We start from the raw sequence: 15,728 nt of genomic DNA, 5'->3' as shown, positions 1-15,728 counted from the left end.
GAAAGGACTGGACAATGAAGTCATCGAGAACAGTCGCGATCGCCGGCCTCGCCGCGATCGCGATGGTGGGCTCGCTCGCCGCCTGCAGCGCGGGAGCCTCGAGCGAGAGCGGCAAGACCGAGCTGCGCGTCGCGACGTTCCCGCCCGGCGCCGACGAAGCCGCCTACACGGCCTTCGCCGAGCAGGAGAAGCAGTTCGAGGCCGAGCACGAGGACATCGACATCATCGGCGTCGAGTACGAGTGGGAGGGGCCGACCTTCGCCGTGCAGCTCGCGGGCGGCAGCCTGCCCGACGTGTTCACCGTGCCGTTCACCGACGCGAAGACGCTGCTCGAGAACGGCCAGCTCATGGATGTCACCGACGAGATCGACGAGCTCGGCTACACCGACAAGTTCAACCCGATCATCCTCGACGCCGTCACGGACGGAGACCGCATCTACGGGTTCCCGCGCCAGGCCTACGCCATGGGCCTGCACTACAACCGCACGCTGTTCGAGGCGGCCGGGCTCGACCCCGACAGCCCGCCCACCACGTGGGACGAGGTGCGCCAGGCGGCGAAGACCATCTCGGAGAAGACCGGCAAGGCGGGCTTCATGGAGATGACGCAGAACAATACGGGCGGCTGGCAGCTCACCGCGGCGACGGTCGCGCGCGGCGGCAGCATCCAGGAGGACAACGGCGACGGCACGTACACGTCGACCATCGCGAACGACGCGACCAGGTCGGCCCTCGAGTTCCTGCAGGCGCTGCGCTGGGAGGACGACTCGCTCGGCTCGAACATGCTGCTCGACTGGGGCACCATCAACCAGGAGTTCGCCGCGGGCAACATCGGCATGTACTCGTCGGGCTCCGACGTCTACACCGCGCTGGTGCGCGACTTCTCGCTGAACCCCGACGACTACGGCCTCACGGTCGTGCCCGTCGAGAACGACGGCGGCACGCTCGGCGGCGGCGACATCGCCGTGGTGAGCCCCACGGTCGACGACACGACGAAGGCCGCCGCGGTCACCTGGATCGACTGGTACTACATGCAGAAGCTCCTCGACGAGGATGCCGCGGTGCTCGACGCCAAGACGCTCGCCGAGAGCGACCAGGCCGTCGGCACGCCCGTGCTGCCCGTGCTCGATCGCGAGACCTACGAGGAGTCGCTCACCTGGATCGAGCCGTACATCAACGTGCCGCGCGACCAGATGACGCCGTTCATCGACGGCGTCTGGGACCAGACCCCCGTGGGTGAGCCGAAGAGCAAGACGCAGGAGATCTACGCCCTGCTCGACACCGTGGTGCAGGCCGTGCTGACCGATCGGAACGCCGATATCGATGCGCTCCTCGCGCAGGCCGACGTCGACGCGCAGGCGCTGCTCGACCAGTGATCCATCTTCGACGGTCGAGGAGCGCCCGACGAAGGAGGGCGCGTATCGAGGCCTCCCACGCCCAGGTCTCGATACACCCTCCGCGCTCCTCGACCGGCGAAACTCACCCGAAGGATCCCCGATGACCCTCACCGCGAAACCCCCGGCGTCGACGCCGGCGGCCGATGAACCCGGGCAGGCCGCGGCATCCGCCCGCCCGAAGCGCACCCGCAGCCCGCGCACCTGGGTGCGCGGCGGCGGACTCTCGACGCTCGTGTTCCTCGCGCCGATGCTCGTGGTGTTCGGGTTCTTCAGCTGGTCGCCGATCGTGCAGTCGGTGATCATGAGCCTGCAGAAGACGAACCTGCTCGACCCGCCCGCCTGGGTCGGCCTCGACAACTTCGCCAATGTGCTGAGCGACCCCCTGCTCGGCACCGCGGTCGTCAACACCCTGTACTTCGCGGGGCTCGCGCTGCTCTTCGGGTTCCCGCTGCCGATCATCATGGCCGTGCTGATGAGCGAGGTGCGCCGTGGCAAGGGCTTCTACAGCGCACTGGCCTACCTGCCCGTCGTGATCCCGCCGGTCGTGGCCGTGCTGCTCTGGAAGGTCTTCTTCGACGCCAGCCCGACCGGCCTGTTCAACGCGATCCTCGGCTGGGTCGGCATCCCCCCGCAGCCGTGGCTGCAGTCGCCCGCGACCGCCATGCCGTCGCTCGTGCTCGAGGCGACCTGGGCGGCTGCGGGCGGGTCGATCATCATCTACCTCGCGGCGCTGCTCAGCGTGCCGCCCGAGCTGTACGACGCGGCCGAGGTCGACGGCGCCTCGATCTGGCGCAAGATCTGGCACGTCACGCTGCCGCAGCTGCGGGGCATCCTCTTCATCATGCTGATCCTGCAGGTCATCGGCACCGCGCAGGTGTTCCTCGAGCCGTACCTCTTCACCGGGGGCGGCCCGAACAACGCGACCGTCACGATCCTGCTGCTCATCTACCGGTACGCCTTCCAGAACAGCCTGGGCGGCGACTACGGCGAGGCGACGGCCCTCAGCGTCATGCTCGCCGTCGTGCTGGCCCTGCTCAGCTGGCTGTACTTCAAGCTCACCGAACGTTGGAGCTCCTGATGACCACGACCCGACCGCCCGTGTTCGAACAGGTCGACGCGCCGCGCGCGGCCGGCGGACTGCGCGGCGTGTTCGGCAGGCGCCGAGCCGACCGCCGCAGCGACGACCACGGCGACCGCGGCGTCGTCTCGGCCGCCGAGCGCCGGAACCCGAGCGTGAGGCTCGGGCTCTCCGGCGTCCACCTCGTGCTCTTCACGGGGCTCGTCGTCGCCGGACTGGGGCCGCTGCTCTGGCTCGCGAAGGCCGCCGTCACGCCCACGCAGGACACGCTGCGCCAGCCGCTCGCGCTCTGGCCGAACGGCATCGACTGGGCGAACCTCCCGCAGGCGTGGAACGACGTGCACATCGACCAGTTCTTCTGGAACACGATCGTCATCGCCGCGGGCTCCTGGGCGTCCCAGCTCGTCGTGGCCACGACCGCCGGGTACGCGCTCTCGGTGCTGCGGCCGAGGTACGCGCCGATCCTGAACGGGGCGATCCTCGCGACGATGTTCATTCCCGCGGTCGTGCTGCTCGTGCCGCTGTACCTCACGATCGTGAACCCGCCGCTGCCCGGCGACGTATCGCTGCTCAACAACTACCTCGCGGTCTGGCTGCCGGCCGCGGCGAACGCGTTCAACATCCTGCTCGTGAAGCGGTTCTTCGACGCACTGCCCCGTGAGGTGTTCGAGGCCGCGCGCACCGACGGCGCAGGTCCGTTCCGTCTGTTCTGGTCGATCGTGCTGCCGATGTCGAAGCCCATTCTCGGGGTCGTGTCGGTGTTCGCGATCATCGCCGCGTGGAAGGACTTCCTCTGGCCGATGCTCGTGCTGCCCGACCCCGCGGTGCAGCCGCTCTCGGTGCGCCTGCCCGCGGTGCAGCAGTCGATCGAGCTCGACGTGTTCCTCGCCGCCCTCGCGATCTCGACGCTCATCCCGGTCGCGCTGTTCCTCCTCTTCCAGGGCGTGTTCCTGCGGTCGGCCGGGCTCGGCGGGGCGGTCAAGGGCTGAGGATGCCACGGCGGGACGCCGCTCGGGCGCCCAGCCGTGGTGGGCGTCGGCGCCCGCGGGTAGGGTGACGCGCATGGAGCATCCCAGAGTCGTCGACCCCGGGCATCCGCTCGTCGAGCGCGTGCGCGCGCTCTGCCTCGACCTGCCGGAGGCCGTCGAGGTCGAGGCGTGGGGCCGCCCGACGTTCCGCGCCGCGAAGCCGATCTTCGTGCACGTGTCGGCGAGCATGGAGCGGCCGTTCTCGATCGTCGTGAAGACCGACCCCGACGAGCACCTCGCGCTCGTGCAGGACGACCGCTTCTTCGGGCCGCCCTACTACGATCGCGACCGCTGGGTCGCGACCGACCTCGACGGGCCCGACACCGATTGGGCGCTGCTCGCCGAGCTCATCGAGACCTCGTACCGGCAGGTCGCCAACCGCCGTCAGCTCGCCGCACTCGACGCGCAGCGGCCCGAGCACGCGGGCGGGTGACGCCGGGTGCGTGCTCGGTGACGCCGGGCACAGGCACTCGATTGGCGCGAACGCGAACGGTGCGTTAGAGTTACGTGGTTGCCTGATCGCAGATGAAGCGGCAGGCGACGAGCCATGCGCCCGTAGCTCAATGGATAGAGCATCTGACTACGGATCAGAAGGTTGGGGGTTCGAGTCCCTCCGGGCGCACGGAAGAAGGCGGTTCGCGGTTGCGAGCCGCCTTCGTCGTTTGCGGCGCCGTACCGCGCGGCGGGGTCGTGACACGGGCTGGGAATCCGCTGCGCAACATGGCAGCGATGCCATGCCCGGGATGGCATGGATCGGCGGCCGTCACTAGGCTCGCCTCAGGCCTGGTTCCCGTTGATCGAGGGTTCGACCTATGAGGGGTGTGTGCGCGGGGGCGATCCCCGCCTCGTTCGACTCGGGGTTCACGTCGTGCTTCGGCGCGATGCACTCGAGCACAGCCGACCGTGAGTGGCATGGTCGGCCGGAGGTCGCGCCCGCACGCCGGGCGACGAGTCATCCGGGGCGCCTCGTTTCGCTCGTGCGCCGGCTCTACGCTGTGCTCATCGCCGTGGCGATCTCGATCGTGCTCGCTCGCGCGCTCGCGCCCGCCGCGCTCGACCCCGCGAGCGCCCTCGACGTCGTCGGACTCATTCCCGCACTCGCGGGCGGGGCTGCGGTGTGCGCGGCGCTCATCGCCGTGTCGGCCTCGCACGCCGGGCTCGCGTCGATCGCGCACCTGCGCCTGCCCGGACTCGCCCCCGGTCCGCGCGCGGTCGCGAACGGACTCGCCTGGGCGGCACTGGCCCTGCTCGCCGTGCACTTCACCTCGGCGGCGTTCGAACCGCTGCCGGGCGGGCATCGCCCGATCGGGTGCCTGCTCGGCGCGGCCTTCGGCTTCGGCACCTACCGCCTGCACCGGCACGCCCTCGACCACGAGGCGTACCGCACCTTCAACCTCGTCGCGATGCTGCTCGCTGCCGGCAGTCTCGCGAGCATGAGCCTCACCCCGACGGGCGACTGGTGGACGCACAACTTCAGTACGCTCGGCACCTCGAACGACCTCGCCGCGGCGTGCTTCAACGTCGCCGTGGCCGTCTCGGGCGCGGGCATGGCGGGCCTGTCGGGCGCGCTCACCCGGGCGCTCGCCTTCGGCGGCTTCGCAATCCGGCGGGGGGCCCGCACGACGATGCGGGTGTTCATCGGACTGGTCGGCTTCGGTCTCATGGGGGTCGGCGCGGTGCCGATCGACCGGGAGACAGACCTCCACAACGCCTTCGCGCTCGGCGCGGCCCTCGCGTTCGCGTTCCTCTGCATCGGGGCGCGCTGGTACGCACGACGGATGCCTCGTCGACTCGTCGTGTTCTCGTACGCGGCCCTGACCCTCGAGCTCGTGGCGATGGCGGGCTACGACGCGCTCGGCTGGTTCAGCCTGACGGTCTTCGAGATCGTCGCATTCGCGCTCGTATTCGCCTGGCTCATCGCGCTCGTCGCGACGACCTCGGGCCATCACCACCCGGGCGACCGTTCGCTCTCGGCGCACGGCGAACCGGAATCCTCCGACGCGCTCCGCGTTATGTTCGGTAGAGAGTTGAGTCGAGCTGACTCAAGAACACCGATCAGGAGGAAAGATGGCCACCGCCTACGACCCGTTCCGCGATCTCGACCGAGTCGCGTCCGCGCTGTTCGAGCCCCGCCGTGGGCCGCGCCGCATGCCGATGGATCTCTATCGCGACGGCGACCACTACGTACTCACCGCCGACCTGCCTGGCATCGACCCCGGCTCCGTCGACATCGACGTGGACGGCCAGTTGCTCACGATCCGGGCTGAGCGCACCCTCGCCGCCGGCGACGGCGTCAAGTGGATCACCCGTGAGCGCGAGGCCGCGTCGTTCCTGCGGCAGCTGAACCTCGGCCAGGGCGTCGACACGGAACGCATCTCCGCGAACTACACGAACGGCGTGCTGAGCGTGACGATCCCCGTCAGCGAGAAGGCGAAGCCGCGCAAGATCGCGGTCGAGCAGTCGGATGCCTCGACGCCGGCCTCGACCGCCGGCGACCGCGTCGAACCGGTCGAGCAGTGACCGCCGACGCGGGCGTCGTCGAGATCACCCGACTCGACGAACGGCACCGCTACGAACTCGTGGTCGACGGCGAGCGGGCCGGCTTCGCCCAGTACCGTCTCGAGCCGGGGAGGGTGGTGTTCACCCACACCGTGATCAAGCCCGAGTACGAGGGCCGCGGGATCGGCAGCCGGCTCGCGCGGCACGTGCTCGATGACGCGGTGGGGCGCGGCGAGCGCATCGTGCCCGAGTGCCCGTTCATCGCCGCCTATCTCCGCAGGCACGCCGACTACGAGGCATCCGTCGACTGGCCCTGAGCCGCGGCGCGACGGCCGGTGATCGTCCGATCACCGGCCGTTCGGGCGCCGGCGAACAACCACCCCCAGTTGGGGGCAGTGCGCAGCGGGCGACACAGGATTACGCTTTCGAGCACAACCCGAGTCCGACCCGACCGGACCGGCCGGTCATGCCTCGACGGCCGAGCGATCGGATCATCCCTATCGATCGCTCGGGTCAGGCTCGCCGAGCTCAGTTCGGGTCGCTCGGCGAGGTGGTCTCCTCAGGAGACCGCGATGGGGTGGGAGGTAGGGTTCCCACCCCATCGTCACGCGCTCGGTGAGCACGCCCGCGTTTGCCGGCGGCACCGCCGGCGCGGACTCAGGCGCGCGGCGCCTTCCGGCGCGCCCCCGCCTTCCAGACGAAGTCGATCACGACGGCCAGCACGATGATCGCGACGAGGGCGAACGCGGTCGCCGGCTCCTCGACGAGCGTGGTCGTGCAGAAGATGACGAAGGTGCCGAGCGTCGCGACGAGCGCGATGATCAGCATGATGAGACTCGCGCCGGTCTCGCGGTGGAGCCTGAAGTGGGCGATCGTGACCGCGGAGAACACGAGGAGGGCGACCGCGCTGCCGATCGAGGCGATCTTGTTGAGATCGAACCCGAGCACGAGCACGGTCGCGAGCGCCGCCATCACGATGAGCCCGACCGGGAAGCGCCCGACGGAACGCCCGAACGCCGGTGGGAACTGCCCGACCGAGGCGAGGTGCTGCGTCATGCCGATCGACGGGTAGAGGCCCGCGTTGACCGCACCGGTCGTCGAGAAGAGGGCCGTGATCACCATGAGCACGTAGCCCGCCTGCCCGAGCGCGGGCTTCGCGGCCTCGGCGAGTGCGGTGGCGCCGTACTCGACGACCTGGTCGGCCGTGAGCGTGCCGAACACGCCGAGCGACACGGCGACGTAGATCGTCGTCGCGATCGCGAGCGCGAGGTAGATCGCCCGCGGCAGTTGCCGGGAGGGGTTCGGCAGGTCCTTGGCGGTGAACGTGATGACGCCGAAGCCGAGGAACGCGAAGAAGGTGAGTGCGACGCTCGCCACGATCTCTCGGGCACCGGGGTAGCCGGCCGGAGCCAGCAGCGCGGGGTCGAGGTTCGCGAGCGTGACCGCGGCGAACACCACGAGGATGCCGAGCACGATGAGCACGATGACCGACTGCACCCGCGCCACCGCCGTCGCGCCGACCGTGTTCAAGATCGACATCACCACGATGAGCGCGACGGCGAGCACCTTGGCCCAGACGGGGTCGCCTTCCGCGACGACCGAACTGGCGTACCCGCCGAACGAGGTCGCGATCATCGCGACGACGATCGAGCCCGCCGTGAAGAAGAGCCACGAGCCGATGCCCGTGAGGTGCCCCTCGCCGAGCCCCCGCGAGAGGTAGGTCAGGATCCCGCCGCCCGAGGGGTACTTCGCCCCGAGCTTCGCGAACGAGTAGCCCTGGAGCGCGGCGATGATGCCGGCGATCAGGAATGACAGCCAGACGGCCGAGCCGGCGACCGCCCCGGCCGCCCCGAGCAGGGCGAAGATGCCGGCGCCGACCATCGAGCCGACCCCGATGAAGGTCGCCTGCAGCACGGTCATGCGCTTCTCGCTGCCCGGCTCGGCCGACACGGGCACCTCGTTCTCGGGCATGCGGCACCGTCGCCCTTCAGCCCCGCTCGGCGACCCCGCGGATGAAGAGCGTCTGCGCGGCGATCATGCGCTCGATCTCACCCGGGTCGACCGATTCGTCGGAGGCGTGGATCCGCGACTGCGCGGTGTCCTCCGCGCCCCACAGGATGATCGCCGAGCCGGGGGAGACCTTCTGCAGCGACGCCACGAGCGGGATGGAGGCTCCGCTTCCGATGTTCTCGACCGGCGCTCCGTACGCCTGCTCGAGCGCGGATTCCGCGGCGACGATCGCCGGGTTCGAGGCATCCACCGCGAACGCGTGACCCACCTTCACCTTCTCGACCTCGACCTCGCAGTTCCACGGCCGCTGCGACCGCAGGTGCGACATGAGCGCTTCGAGCTGCGCGTCGCCGTCCGAGCCGGGCACGATGCGCATCGAGAGCTTGGCGGTGACCTGCGGCAGCAGCACGTTCGATGCCTCGGCGGTGTTCGGCAGGTCCATGCCGAGCACTGTCACCGAGGGCTTCGCCCAGATGCGATCCGACAGCGAACCCGTGCCCAGGAACTCGACGCCCGGCAGGATCGCCGAACCCTCCCGATACACGTCCTCGTCCATGTCGGCGCCGCTCCAAGCCGAACTGTCGACCCCCGGGATCACCGTGTCGCCGTGCTCGTCGTGGAGGGTGTCGAGGATCCGGATCATCGCCGTCATCGCGTCGGGCGCCGCTCCGCCGAACATGCCCGAGTGCACGGGGTTCGCGAGGGTCCGCACCGTCACCGTACACGCGACGTCGCCGCGGAGCGCGGTCGTGAGCCCCGGGCGACCCACTCGCTGCGGGCCGATGTCGCCGATGACGTAGGCGTCGGCCGTGAACAGCTCGGGGTTCGCCTCGACGAAGCCTTCGAGGTGCGAGATCGTCTCCTCCTCCCCCTCGACGAGGATCTTGATGCGGCACGGGCGGTCGGGGCCGAGCAGCTTCAGGGTGCCGTAGTGGATGACGAGGCCGGACTTGTCATCGGCCGCCCCGCGGCCGTAGATGCGCCCGTCGGCCTTCGTCACCGGCTCGAACGGCGAGCTCGACCACCCCTGGCTCTCGGGCGCCGGCTGCACGTCGTAGTGGGCGTAGAGCAGCACGGTGGGCGAGCCCTCGGGCCCCGGCAGGTCGGCGTAGACGCACGGGTAGCCGCCGGGCACGTCGAGGAGGCGCACGCCCTCGGCCCCCGCCGCCTCGAAGAGCTCGACCACGGCCTCGCCCATCCGGTGCACCGGTTCGGGATCGAATCCGGGGAAGGCGACGGAGGGGATGCGAACGAGCGCGCCGAGGCGGTCGAGCACCTCCGGCATGAGTTGCGCCGCAGCGGTCGAGACGTTCCCGGGGTCGTTCATGGGTTCCTCCTCGGATGGATGGTTCGGTTCTCGCCGGCACGGCGGCGAGACGGTCGGCGTGCGCCGTGCGCCCGGCGGATCACACGGGGACGACGAGCTGAATCAGCAGGCCGGATGCCACGACGGCGACCCACGAGACGAGCATCGGGATCGTGAAGGAGTGCCAGACGGGCACCTGGGTCAGCTTGGTGGAGCCGGTCAGGTCGGTCTCGACCGCGGCGATCTGCGAGCCGTTGGCCGGGAACAGCCAGACGCCGATGAGCGAGGGCCACATCGCCGTGATGATGCCCGGGGCCAGTCCGGCCGCGAGGGCGATCGGAATCATGGTGTTGGTGGTCGCCGACTGGCTGGTCGTGAGACCGCAGACGACGAACAGGGCGACGGCGAGCAGCAGTGGGTTCGCCTCGATCATGGCGCCGAGGGGCTCGATGATCGTCTCCTCGTTCGCCGAGATGAAGGTGTCGGCCATCCACGCGATACCGAAGAGGGCCACCGCCGCGACGAAGCCGGCCCGCAGCAGCGGCTGCTCGACCACGACCGAGGGCTTGACCTTGCGCACGAGGATGATGACGAGGGCCACCGAGAACATGACCATCTCGATGAGCGTCGACATGCCGAGCGGCACGAGTTCGCCCTCCTCGTCGGGGAAGGCCGGGCGGAGGCCCGGGAACAGCCCGAGCAGCACGATCAGGAGCGTGCCCGTGACGAAGATCCAGGCCGCGGTGGCACCGCCCGGCGGGACCGGGTGCTCGATGCGCGGGGGCGGTGCGTCGTCGGTCGCGGTGGCGGATGCGCCTGCGCCGGTCGCGGTGCCGCCGGAACCCGCGGTCACCGCGGTGCCGCCGACCTTCGCGTCGTACCGCGCCTTGAGCGATGCGGGCACCTCGACGGTGCCCTCGGCGACCCGCTTCATGAACACCGGGTCGTCGAGCAGGTCCTTGCCGATGCGCTGCTGCACGGCGGAGGTGGCGATGCACGCGATGATCGCCGCAGGGACGGTGATGAGAAGGATCTGGGGCAGGCCGTACCCGGTGCCGTCCATCAGTACGAGGTAGGCCGCCATCGCGGCGGAGACCGGGCTCGCGGTGATGCCGAGTCCGGAGGTCACGGTCGAGGAGGCCAGCGCCCGTTCGGGCCGCTGCCCGTTGCGGTACGCCGTCTCGTAGATCACCGGGATCAGGGCGAAGAAGATGTTCGAGGTGCCCGAGAGCACGGTGAACACGAACGCGACGATCGGAGCGACGTAGGTGAGCCGCTTCGGATTGCGCTGGATGATCTTCGAGGCGATCGACACCAGGTAGTCGATGCCGCCGGCGGCCTGCATCGCCGACGACGCCGTGATCACCGCGATGATGATGAAGAAGGCGTCGACCGGCACGGAGCCCGGTGGAAGCTGGAAGACGAAGACGAGGATCACGGTGCCGACGACGCCCCAGAGGCCGAGGCCGAGGCCGCCGGTCCGAACGCCGAGCACGATCGCGCCGATGACGACGGCGGCCTGCAGAATCACGAGCACGATGTCCATGGAATCCCCCACCAGATGGACTGGAACTCACTCCCGGAGTGTGCAAGGCGCGTACTCCTAGGCTGACAGTACTGCGGCGGCGTCGTCGTCGTCCAGTACCCGTTCGGGTCTGGTGGTGACGGGCCGGGAGCGGTCAGTCGCGCGTGGACTCGGGGCGCGCCCGGATGCTGAGATCGGCGAGGGCGTGCAGTTCGTCTTCCGAGAGCGCGGCGGCGAAGTTCCGGTGGATCGCGTCCATGTGCTGGATCGCGACGCGTCGGAACAGGGCGAAGCCGACATCGGTGATCGCGACGATCGTGCCGCGCCCGTCGTCGGGGTCGGGCTCCTTCACGACGAGGCCGCGCGCGGTGAGCCGGTCGATGAGCCGGCTGATGCTCGGCTGGGTGATCAGCGAGTTGCGGTTGAGCTCTTTGAGCCGGAGCCTTCGGCCGGGCGCACGCGAGATGTTGAAGAGCACGTCGTACTCGTTCAGCGACATCAGCTCGGTCGGGAACTCGGCTGCGAGCTCCCGCATGGTCGTCACCTGGGTGCGGAAGAGCGCCTCCCATGCAGCGACCGTGAGTGCGCGTTCGGCCATCGGGGCTCCCTTCGTCATCGACTCATCCAACATTAGGGAATCGGCGGAGGAAACGGTTGAGGGCCGGTCGTAGAGGCTGACGACCGGCCCTCGCCCTTGCACCAAGAGTGTCCTGCAATCACATTCCGCGCCGTCCGCCACAGCAAACGTTCGGCGCACTTCCGAATATATAACGGATCGGTAACAGGCGCTAGTTATCGTTCTGTGATTTTTCCGCCGGGCCGATCAGGCGGATGATGGATTCATCAATCCATCAAATGAAGGATGCCCCGTGCCGCACTCCGACGCCCACCAGCCGCTCTACGAAGTCAAGGCGAACCTCTTCAAGGGACTCGCGCATCCCCTGCGAGTGCGGGTGCTCGAGGTGCTCTCGGCGGGCCAGGAGGCATCCGTCTCGGAGTTGCTCGACGCGACCGGGCTCGAGGCCTCGCACCTCTCGCAGCACCTCGCCGTGCTGAAGCGCAACCTGCTCGTCGTCGCCGAGCGACGCGGCAACCAGGTGTTCTACCGGCTCGCATACCCCCAGGTCGCCGACCTGCTGCGCGTCGCCCGGGCGCTGCTCGGCGAGATCCTGCAGACGACCGAGCGGCAGCTCGTCGAGCGCGCCGGCCTGCCCGAGATCCCGCCTGCCGTGGGCGTGCGCTCGTGACCGGGTCGAGGCTCGCCCGGCTGGGTCGCTCCGCCGCGGCCCTGCTGCCGAGTGCGGCCGACTACCGCGACCTCGGCCGCACCTGGCGAGGCGACGTCGTCGCGGGGGTCACCGTGGGCATCGTCGCCCTGCCGCTCGCGCTCGCGTTCGGAGTGAGTTCCGGTGCCGGAGCGGAGGCCGGCCTCGTGACGGCGATCGTCGCCGGCGTCGTCGCGGCCGTGTTCGGCGGGTCGAACGTGCAGGTGTCGGGGCCGACCGGCGCGATGGTCGTCGTGCTCGCGCCGATCGTCGCGTCCCACGGTGCCGGAGTGCTGGCGCTCGTGAGCGTCGTCGCAGGGCTGGTCGTCGTCGCGGGCGGGGTGCTCCGCCTCGGGCGAGCGGTGAGCTACATCCCCTGGCCGGTGATCGAGGGGTTCACGCTCGGCATCGCGGTCATCATCTTCCTGCAGCAGGTGCCCGCAGCCGTCGGCGCAGCGGCCGGCGACAGCACGAACGCCGCGGTCGCCGCCGTGCAGTCGCTCGCCGCGGTCGAGTGGCCGGCCGTCGCCTGGTCGCTCGGTATCGTCGTCGTCGTCGCCGCGATCATGCTCGTCGCGCCGCGGCTGCATCCGAAGCTGCCCGGATCGATCATCGCGATCATCGTCGTGAGCGTGGTCGCCGCCCTCGTGCAGGCGCCCGTCTCGACGATCGGCGAACTTCCCGTCGGCCTGCCCGCGCCTGCGCTGCCGGTCGGCGACTGGGCGACCGTCACCGGACTCGCGGGTGCCGCGCTCACCGTCGCCGCCCTCGCGGCGATCGAGTCGCTGCTCTCGGCGCGCGTCGCCGCCTCGATCTCCGACACCGGGCCGTACGACGCCGACCGGGAGCTCGTCGGGCAGGGGCTCGCATCGGTCGCGGCGGGCCTGTTCGGCGGCATGCCGGCGACCGGAGCGATTGCGCGCACCGCCGTGAACGTGCGCTCGGGCGGGCGCACGCGGCTTGCCGCGGTCGTGCACGCGCTGCTGCTGCTCGTGATCGTGCTCGTCGGCGGCTCGGTCGTCGCCGTGATCCCGCTCGCGGCGCTCGCGGGGGTGCTCATGGTCACCGCCACCCGCATGATCTCGGTCGCGACGGTTCGCACGGTGCTCGGCTCGACCAGGTCGGACGCCGTCGTATTCGTCGTGACCGCCGTCATCACCGTCAGCTTCGACCTGATCTACGCCGTGCTCATCGGCATCGCGGTCGCCGCGTTCTTCGCGCTGCGCGCGCTGTCGCGCTCGAGCGGGGTGCACCGCGAGGAGCTGCCGTCGCCGGCCGAGCCCGGCGACGAGCGCATCGCACTGTTCCGGCTCGAGGGCGCGCTCTTCTTCGGCGCGGCGGAGCGCATGCTCGAACGCGTCGGAGACATCCGTGGCATCGAGGTCGTGATCATCCGCATGTCGCAGCTGCAACTGCTCGATGCGACGGGGGCGCAGGTCATCACCGAACTCATCACGGCGCTCGAGCGCCGCGGTGTCACCGTGCTCGTGAAGGGAATCCGCAGCGACCACCTCGGCGTCGCGACGAGGGTCGGCGTGGTGTCGTCCCTCCGGCACCAGAACCACTTGTTCGACGACCTGGGCCTCGCTGTCGCGCACGCCCGCAGCCACGTGGCGCGGGCTGCGGCGCAGTAGCGAGCTGCGCGGATCGCCCGCGCCGCTCCACTCTCAGTACAGGTCGGGCGAGGGCGTCGACGCCTGACGGATCGACACGTCGGCGTGACGGTCGAAGCGGTAGCCGACGCCGCGCACCGTGCGCACGATGTCCTGGTAGTGCGCGAGCTTCGAGCGCAGTCGGCGCACGTGCACGTCGATCGTGCGCTCGCTGGGCGCCTCGTCGTCGGCGTCCCAGAGGCTCTCGATGAGCTCGTGGCGGTCGATCGTGCGACCTTCGCGCAGCACGAGGTACTGCAGCAGCTCGAACTCCTTGTAGGTGAGGCCCGCGGCCTCGCCGTCGAGCAGCACCCGCTTGCGCGAGATGTCGATGATCACGCCGTTGGGGTGGCGGTCGGCGTCGTTGCGGGTGCCCTGGCCGTCGCGCTGCTTCGCGAGCGCCGACGGGTCCTGCAGGGCGAGGCGCACGACGTCGACGTCGCGGCCGCCGGCGCCCTCGGGGGCCAGCGCGACGGCGGCGTAGGTCTCGGAGGAGGGCGAGACCTCGGCCGTCAGCGCACGCAGCGCCTCGACGATGCGGTGGAGGGTCGTTCCGTCTTCGGCGGCCTTCGACTCGTCGATGCCCACGTAGAGCACGAAGCCGCGGGCCTCGGTGCCCTCGGGCACGGCGCGGACGCGGGGCCCGGCCGGCGCGGCGGCGGGAGCGGGAGCGGCGGAGAGGTCGCGTGCTGCGGCGTTCGAGAGCGAGCGGAGCGGCGCGGCCGAGGTGGCGGCCGACAGCGACGGAGCGGTGCGGGCCTGGACCGGGCGGACGGAAGCGGTGCGGACGGGAGCGAGTGCGAGAGACATGACGGATCCTTGTGTGGAGGGTGCTGCAAGAGACCCCGGTCTGCGGGGTCGGAACGGACGGCCGAGCGGCCTGGCGAACCCCCGGGATCCGGTGGGTTCAGTGGAGTCCGTGCCGATCGGGATGCTGATCGGCTGCGTGACTCGGCGGAGGGGTCGCGGTCAGCGGCACATTCGACAACACATGGGTGCACGCGACGACATCATCATGTCGTTCGTCCTGAGAGCGCCGAGGGCGGTCAGGGTGCGTGCGTTGTCAGTCATGGGTGCGAGTAAATCCGACGCCCGGGCATGTGTCAATTCATGTCCCCGGGATGACGGGGTGTGACGTCGCAGTGGGTGCGCGTCAGCGCGAGGCATCCGGAGGAATCAGACGACCGGATGCCTCGCGTGAAAGATTCTGCGATCAGATGCGAATCTGAAAAATCTTCCTCAGTCGATCTGCGCCTCGGCGTGTCGTGAGGTGAAGAATCTGCGAAGCGGATGCCTCGGGGCGCGCTTATACCGTGCCGTAGAGGCGGTCGCCCGCGTCGCCGAGGCCCGGCACGATGAAGCCGTGCTCGTTGAGACGCTCGTCGACGGCGCCGAGCACGATGGTGACCTTGCGGCCGTGCATCGCCTTCTCGACCGCCTCGAGGCCCTCGGGGGTGCCGAGGATGCAGATCGCGGTCACATCGTCGGCGCCGCGCTGAAAGAGGTACTCCATCGCCGCGGCGAGCGAGCCGCCCGTCGCGAGCATGGGGTCGAGCACGAAGCACTGGCGACCGGAGAGGTCGTCGGGCAGGCGCTCGGCGTACGTCGTCGGCTCGAGGGTCTCTTCGTTGCGCGCCATGCCGAGGAACCCGACCTCGGCCGTCGGCACGAGCTTGACCATGCCTTCGAGCATGCCGAGGCCCGCGCGCAGGATCGGCACGACGAGCGGCTTCGGCTCGGCGATGCGCACGCCCGTCGTCGGCGCCACGGGGGTCTGGATGTCGACCGGGGCGACGCGCACATTGCGCGTGCCCTCGTACGCGAGCAGCGTCATGAGCTCTTCGACGAGCGAGCGGAAGACGGGCGACGGAGTGTTCACGTCGCGGAGCACCGTCAGTTTGTGCGTGATGAGCGGGTGATCGGCAACGTGGACTCGCATAGGCTCGATTCTAGTTTGCGGGGGTCCGCTCC

The 15,728-nt window shown here is 69.9% G+C and carries 14 protein-coding genes, 1 tRNA gene and 1 pseudogene; 10 read left to right on the top strand and 6 right to left on the bottom strand.

The window, feature by feature from the left end; translation table 11 throughout:
* Positions 1 to 14: 14 nt before the first annotated feature.
* From GQQ93_RS16740 to GQQ93_RS16705, 8 genes and pseudogenes are all read left to right on the top strand, one after another.
* Positions 15 to 1,373, top strand: a complete 1,359-nt coding sequence (locus GQQ93_RS16740) for an ABC transporter substrate-binding protein (RefSeq protein WP_157425376.1) — start codon at positions 15 to 17, stop codon at positions 1,371 to 1,373.
* Positions 1,374 to 1,494: 121 nt separating this feature from the next.
* The gene (locus GQQ93_RS16735) at positions 1,495 to 2,472 is read left to right on the top strand and encodes a carbohydrate ABC transporter permease (protein ID WP_212277378.1); all 978 of its coding nucleotides are present in this window, start codon (positions 1,495 to 1,497) and stop codon (positions 2,470 to 2,472) included.
* Positions 2,472 to 3,461, top strand: coding sequence for a carbohydrate ABC transporter permease (locus tag GQQ93_RS16730; RefSeq protein WP_157425375.1), 990 nt, complete (start codon positions 2,472 to 2,474; stop codon positions 3,459 to 3,461). Before GQQ93_RS16735 ends, GQQ93_RS16730 begins: the two co-directional genes overlap by 1 nt.
* 73 nt (positions 3,462 to 3,534) lie before the next feature.
* A complete protein-coding gene (locus GQQ93_RS16725; protein ID WP_157425374.1) occupies positions 3,535 to 3,933 on the top strand; it encodes an MmcQ/YjbR family DNA-binding protein in 399 nt (132 codons plus the stop codon).
* A 116-nt stretch (positions 3,934 to 4,049) separates the two neighbouring features.
* Positions 4,050 to 4,122, top strand: a tRNA-Arg gene (locus tag GQQ93_RS16720).
* Between the two features lie 190 nt (positions 4,123 to 4,312).
* A pseudogene (locus GQQ93_RS18220) lies at positions 4,313 to 5,419 on the top strand (hypothetical protein); the annotation flags it as partial.
* A gap of 148 nt (positions 5,420 to 5,567) precedes the next feature.
* Positions 5,568 to 6,020, top strand: a complete 453-nt coding sequence (locus tag GQQ93_RS16710; RefSeq protein WP_157425372.1) for an Hsp20/alpha crystallin family protein — start codon at positions 5,568 to 5,570, stop codon at positions 6,018 to 6,020.
* Positions 6,017 to 6,316: a GNAT family N-acetyltransferase gene (locus GQQ93_RS16705; RefSeq protein ID WP_157425371.1), complete on the top strand. Its 300-nt coding sequence runs from the start codon at positions 6,017 to 6,019 to the stop codon at positions 6,314 to 6,316. Before GQQ93_RS16710 ends, GQQ93_RS16705 begins: the two co-directional genes overlap by 4 nt.
* A gap of 340 nt (positions 6,317 to 6,656) precedes the next feature.
* Here GQQ93_RS16705 and GQQ93_RS16700 read toward each other — a convergent pair whose 3' ends face one another.
* From GQQ93_RS16700 to GQQ93_RS16685, 4 genes are all read right to left on the bottom strand, one after another.
* Positions 6,657 to 7,970 (bottom strand): APC family permease, encoded by a 1,314-nt coding sequence (locus GQQ93_RS16700; protein WP_157425370.1) that lies wholly within the window; start codon positions 7,968 to 7,970, stop codon positions 6,657 to 6,659.
* A gap of 16 nt (positions 7,971 to 7,986) precedes the next feature.
* Positions 7,987 to 9,336, bottom strand: coding sequence for a M20/M25/M40 family metallo-hydrolase (locus GQQ93_RS16695; protein WP_157425369.1), 1,350 nt, complete (start codon positions 9,334 to 9,336; stop codon positions 7,987 to 7,989).
* A gap of 79 nt (positions 9,337 to 9,415) precedes the next feature.
* Complete coding sequence (locus GQQ93_RS16690) at positions 9,416 to 10,873, bottom strand: anaerobic C4-dicarboxylate transporter family protein (RefSeq protein WP_246192386.1); 1,458 nt, start codon at positions 10,871 to 10,873, stop codon at positions 9,416 to 9,418.
* Between the two features lie 121 nt (positions 10,874 to 10,994).
* Positions 10,995 to 11,456 (bottom strand): MarR family winged helix-turn-helix transcriptional regulator, encoded by a 462-nt coding sequence (locus tag GQQ93_RS16685; protein WP_246192385.1) that lies wholly within the window; start codon positions 11,454 to 11,456, stop codon positions 10,995 to 10,997.
* Between the two features lie 253 nt (positions 11,457 to 11,709).
* Between GQQ93_RS16685 and GQQ93_RS16680 the strand changes: the two genes are divergently transcribed.
* Both GQQ93_RS16680 and GQQ93_RS16675 read left to right on the top strand, forming a co-directional pair.
* Complete coding sequence (locus tag GQQ93_RS16680) at positions 11,710 to 12,087, top strand: ArsR/SmtB family transcription factor (RefSeq protein ID WP_157425368.1); 378 nt, start codon at positions 11,710 to 11,712, stop codon at positions 12,085 to 12,087.
* Complete coding sequence (locus tag GQQ93_RS16675) at positions 12,084 to 13,739, top strand: SulP family inorganic anion transporter (protein ID WP_246192384.1); 1,656 nt, start codon at positions 12,084 to 12,086, stop codon at positions 13,737 to 13,739. The genes GQQ93_RS16680 and GQQ93_RS16675 overlap by 4 nt, the downstream gene beginning before the upstream one ends.
* A gap of 33 nt (positions 13,740 to 13,772) precedes the next feature.
* On the opposite strand, the gene GQQ93_RS16670 is transcribed toward GQQ93_RS16675, so the two are convergent.
* Both GQQ93_RS16670 and upp read right to left on the bottom strand, forming a co-directional pair.
* Positions 13,773 to 14,567 carry a winged helix-turn-helix domain-containing protein gene (locus GQQ93_RS16670; protein ID WP_157425367.1) on the bottom strand — a complete coding sequence of 265 codons (795 nt, stop codon included), beginning with the start codon at positions 14,565 to 14,567 and terminating at the stop codon, positions 13,773 to 13,775.
* 496 nt (positions 14,568 to 15,063) lie between these two features.
* Positions 15,064 to 15,696 carry a uracil phosphoribosyltransferase gene (gene upp / locus GQQ93_RS16665; RefSeq protein ID WP_157425366.1) on the bottom strand — a complete coding sequence of 211 codons (633 nt, stop codon included), beginning with the start codon at positions 15,694 to 15,696 and terminating at the stop codon, positions 15,064 to 15,066.
* Positions 15,697 to 15,728 lie beyond the last annotated feature (32 nt).

The organism is Agromyces lapidis, from assembly GCF_009749405.1.
Taxonomy (GTDB): domain Bacteria; phylum Actinomycetota; class Actinomycetes; order Actinomycetales; family Microbacteriaceae; genus Agromyces; species Agromyces lapidis.
Note: the sequence above shows the minus strand (reverse complement) of the source record. Positions and strands in the feature narration are given on the sequence as shown.

What these genes read in the sequence shown, in the direction of transcription:
- GQQ93_RS16725 (WP_157425374.1), top strand. Translation starts at nt 3,535, where the DNA reads ATGGAGCATCCCAGAGTCGTCGACCCCGGGCATCCGCTCGTCGAGCGC.
- upp (WP_157425366.1), bottom strand. Translation starts at nt 15,696, where the DNA reads ATGCGAGTCCACGTTGCCGATCACCCGCTCATCACGCACAAACTGACG.
- GQQ93_RS16735 (WP_212277378.1), top strand. Translation starts at nt 1,495, where the DNA reads ATGACCCTCACCGCGAAACCCCCGGCGTCGACGCCGGCGGCCGATGAA.
- GQQ93_RS16740 (WP_157425376.1), top strand. Translation starts at nt 15, where the DNA reads ATGAAGTCATCGAGAACAGTCGCGATCGCCGGCCTCGCCGCGATCGCG.
- GQQ93_RS16710 (WP_157425372.1), top strand. Translation starts at nt 5,568, where the DNA reads ATGGCCACCGCCTACGACCCGTTCCGCGATCTCGACCGAGTCGCGTCC.
- GQQ93_RS16695 (WP_157425369.1), bottom strand. Translation starts at nt 9,336, where the DNA reads ATGAACGACCCCGGGAACGTCTCGACCGCTGCGGCGCAACTCATGCCG.
- GQQ93_RS16670 (WP_157425367.1), bottom strand. Translation starts at nt 14,567, where the DNA reads ATGTCTCTCGCACTCGCTCCCGTCCGCACCGCTTCCGTCCGCCCGGTC.
- GQQ93_RS16685 (WP_246192385.1), bottom strand. Translation starts at nt 11,456, where the DNA reads ATGACGAAGGGAGCCCCGATGGCCGAACGCGCACTCACGGTCGCTGCA.
- GQQ93_RS16700 (WP_157425370.1), bottom strand. Translation starts at nt 7,970, where the DNA reads ATGCCCGAGAACGAGGTGCCCGTGTCGGCCGAGCCGGGCAGCGAGAAG.
- GQQ93_RS16730 (WP_157425375.1), top strand. Translation starts at nt 2,472, where the DNA reads ATGACCACGACCCGACCGCCCGTGTTCGAACAGGTCGACGCGCCGCGC.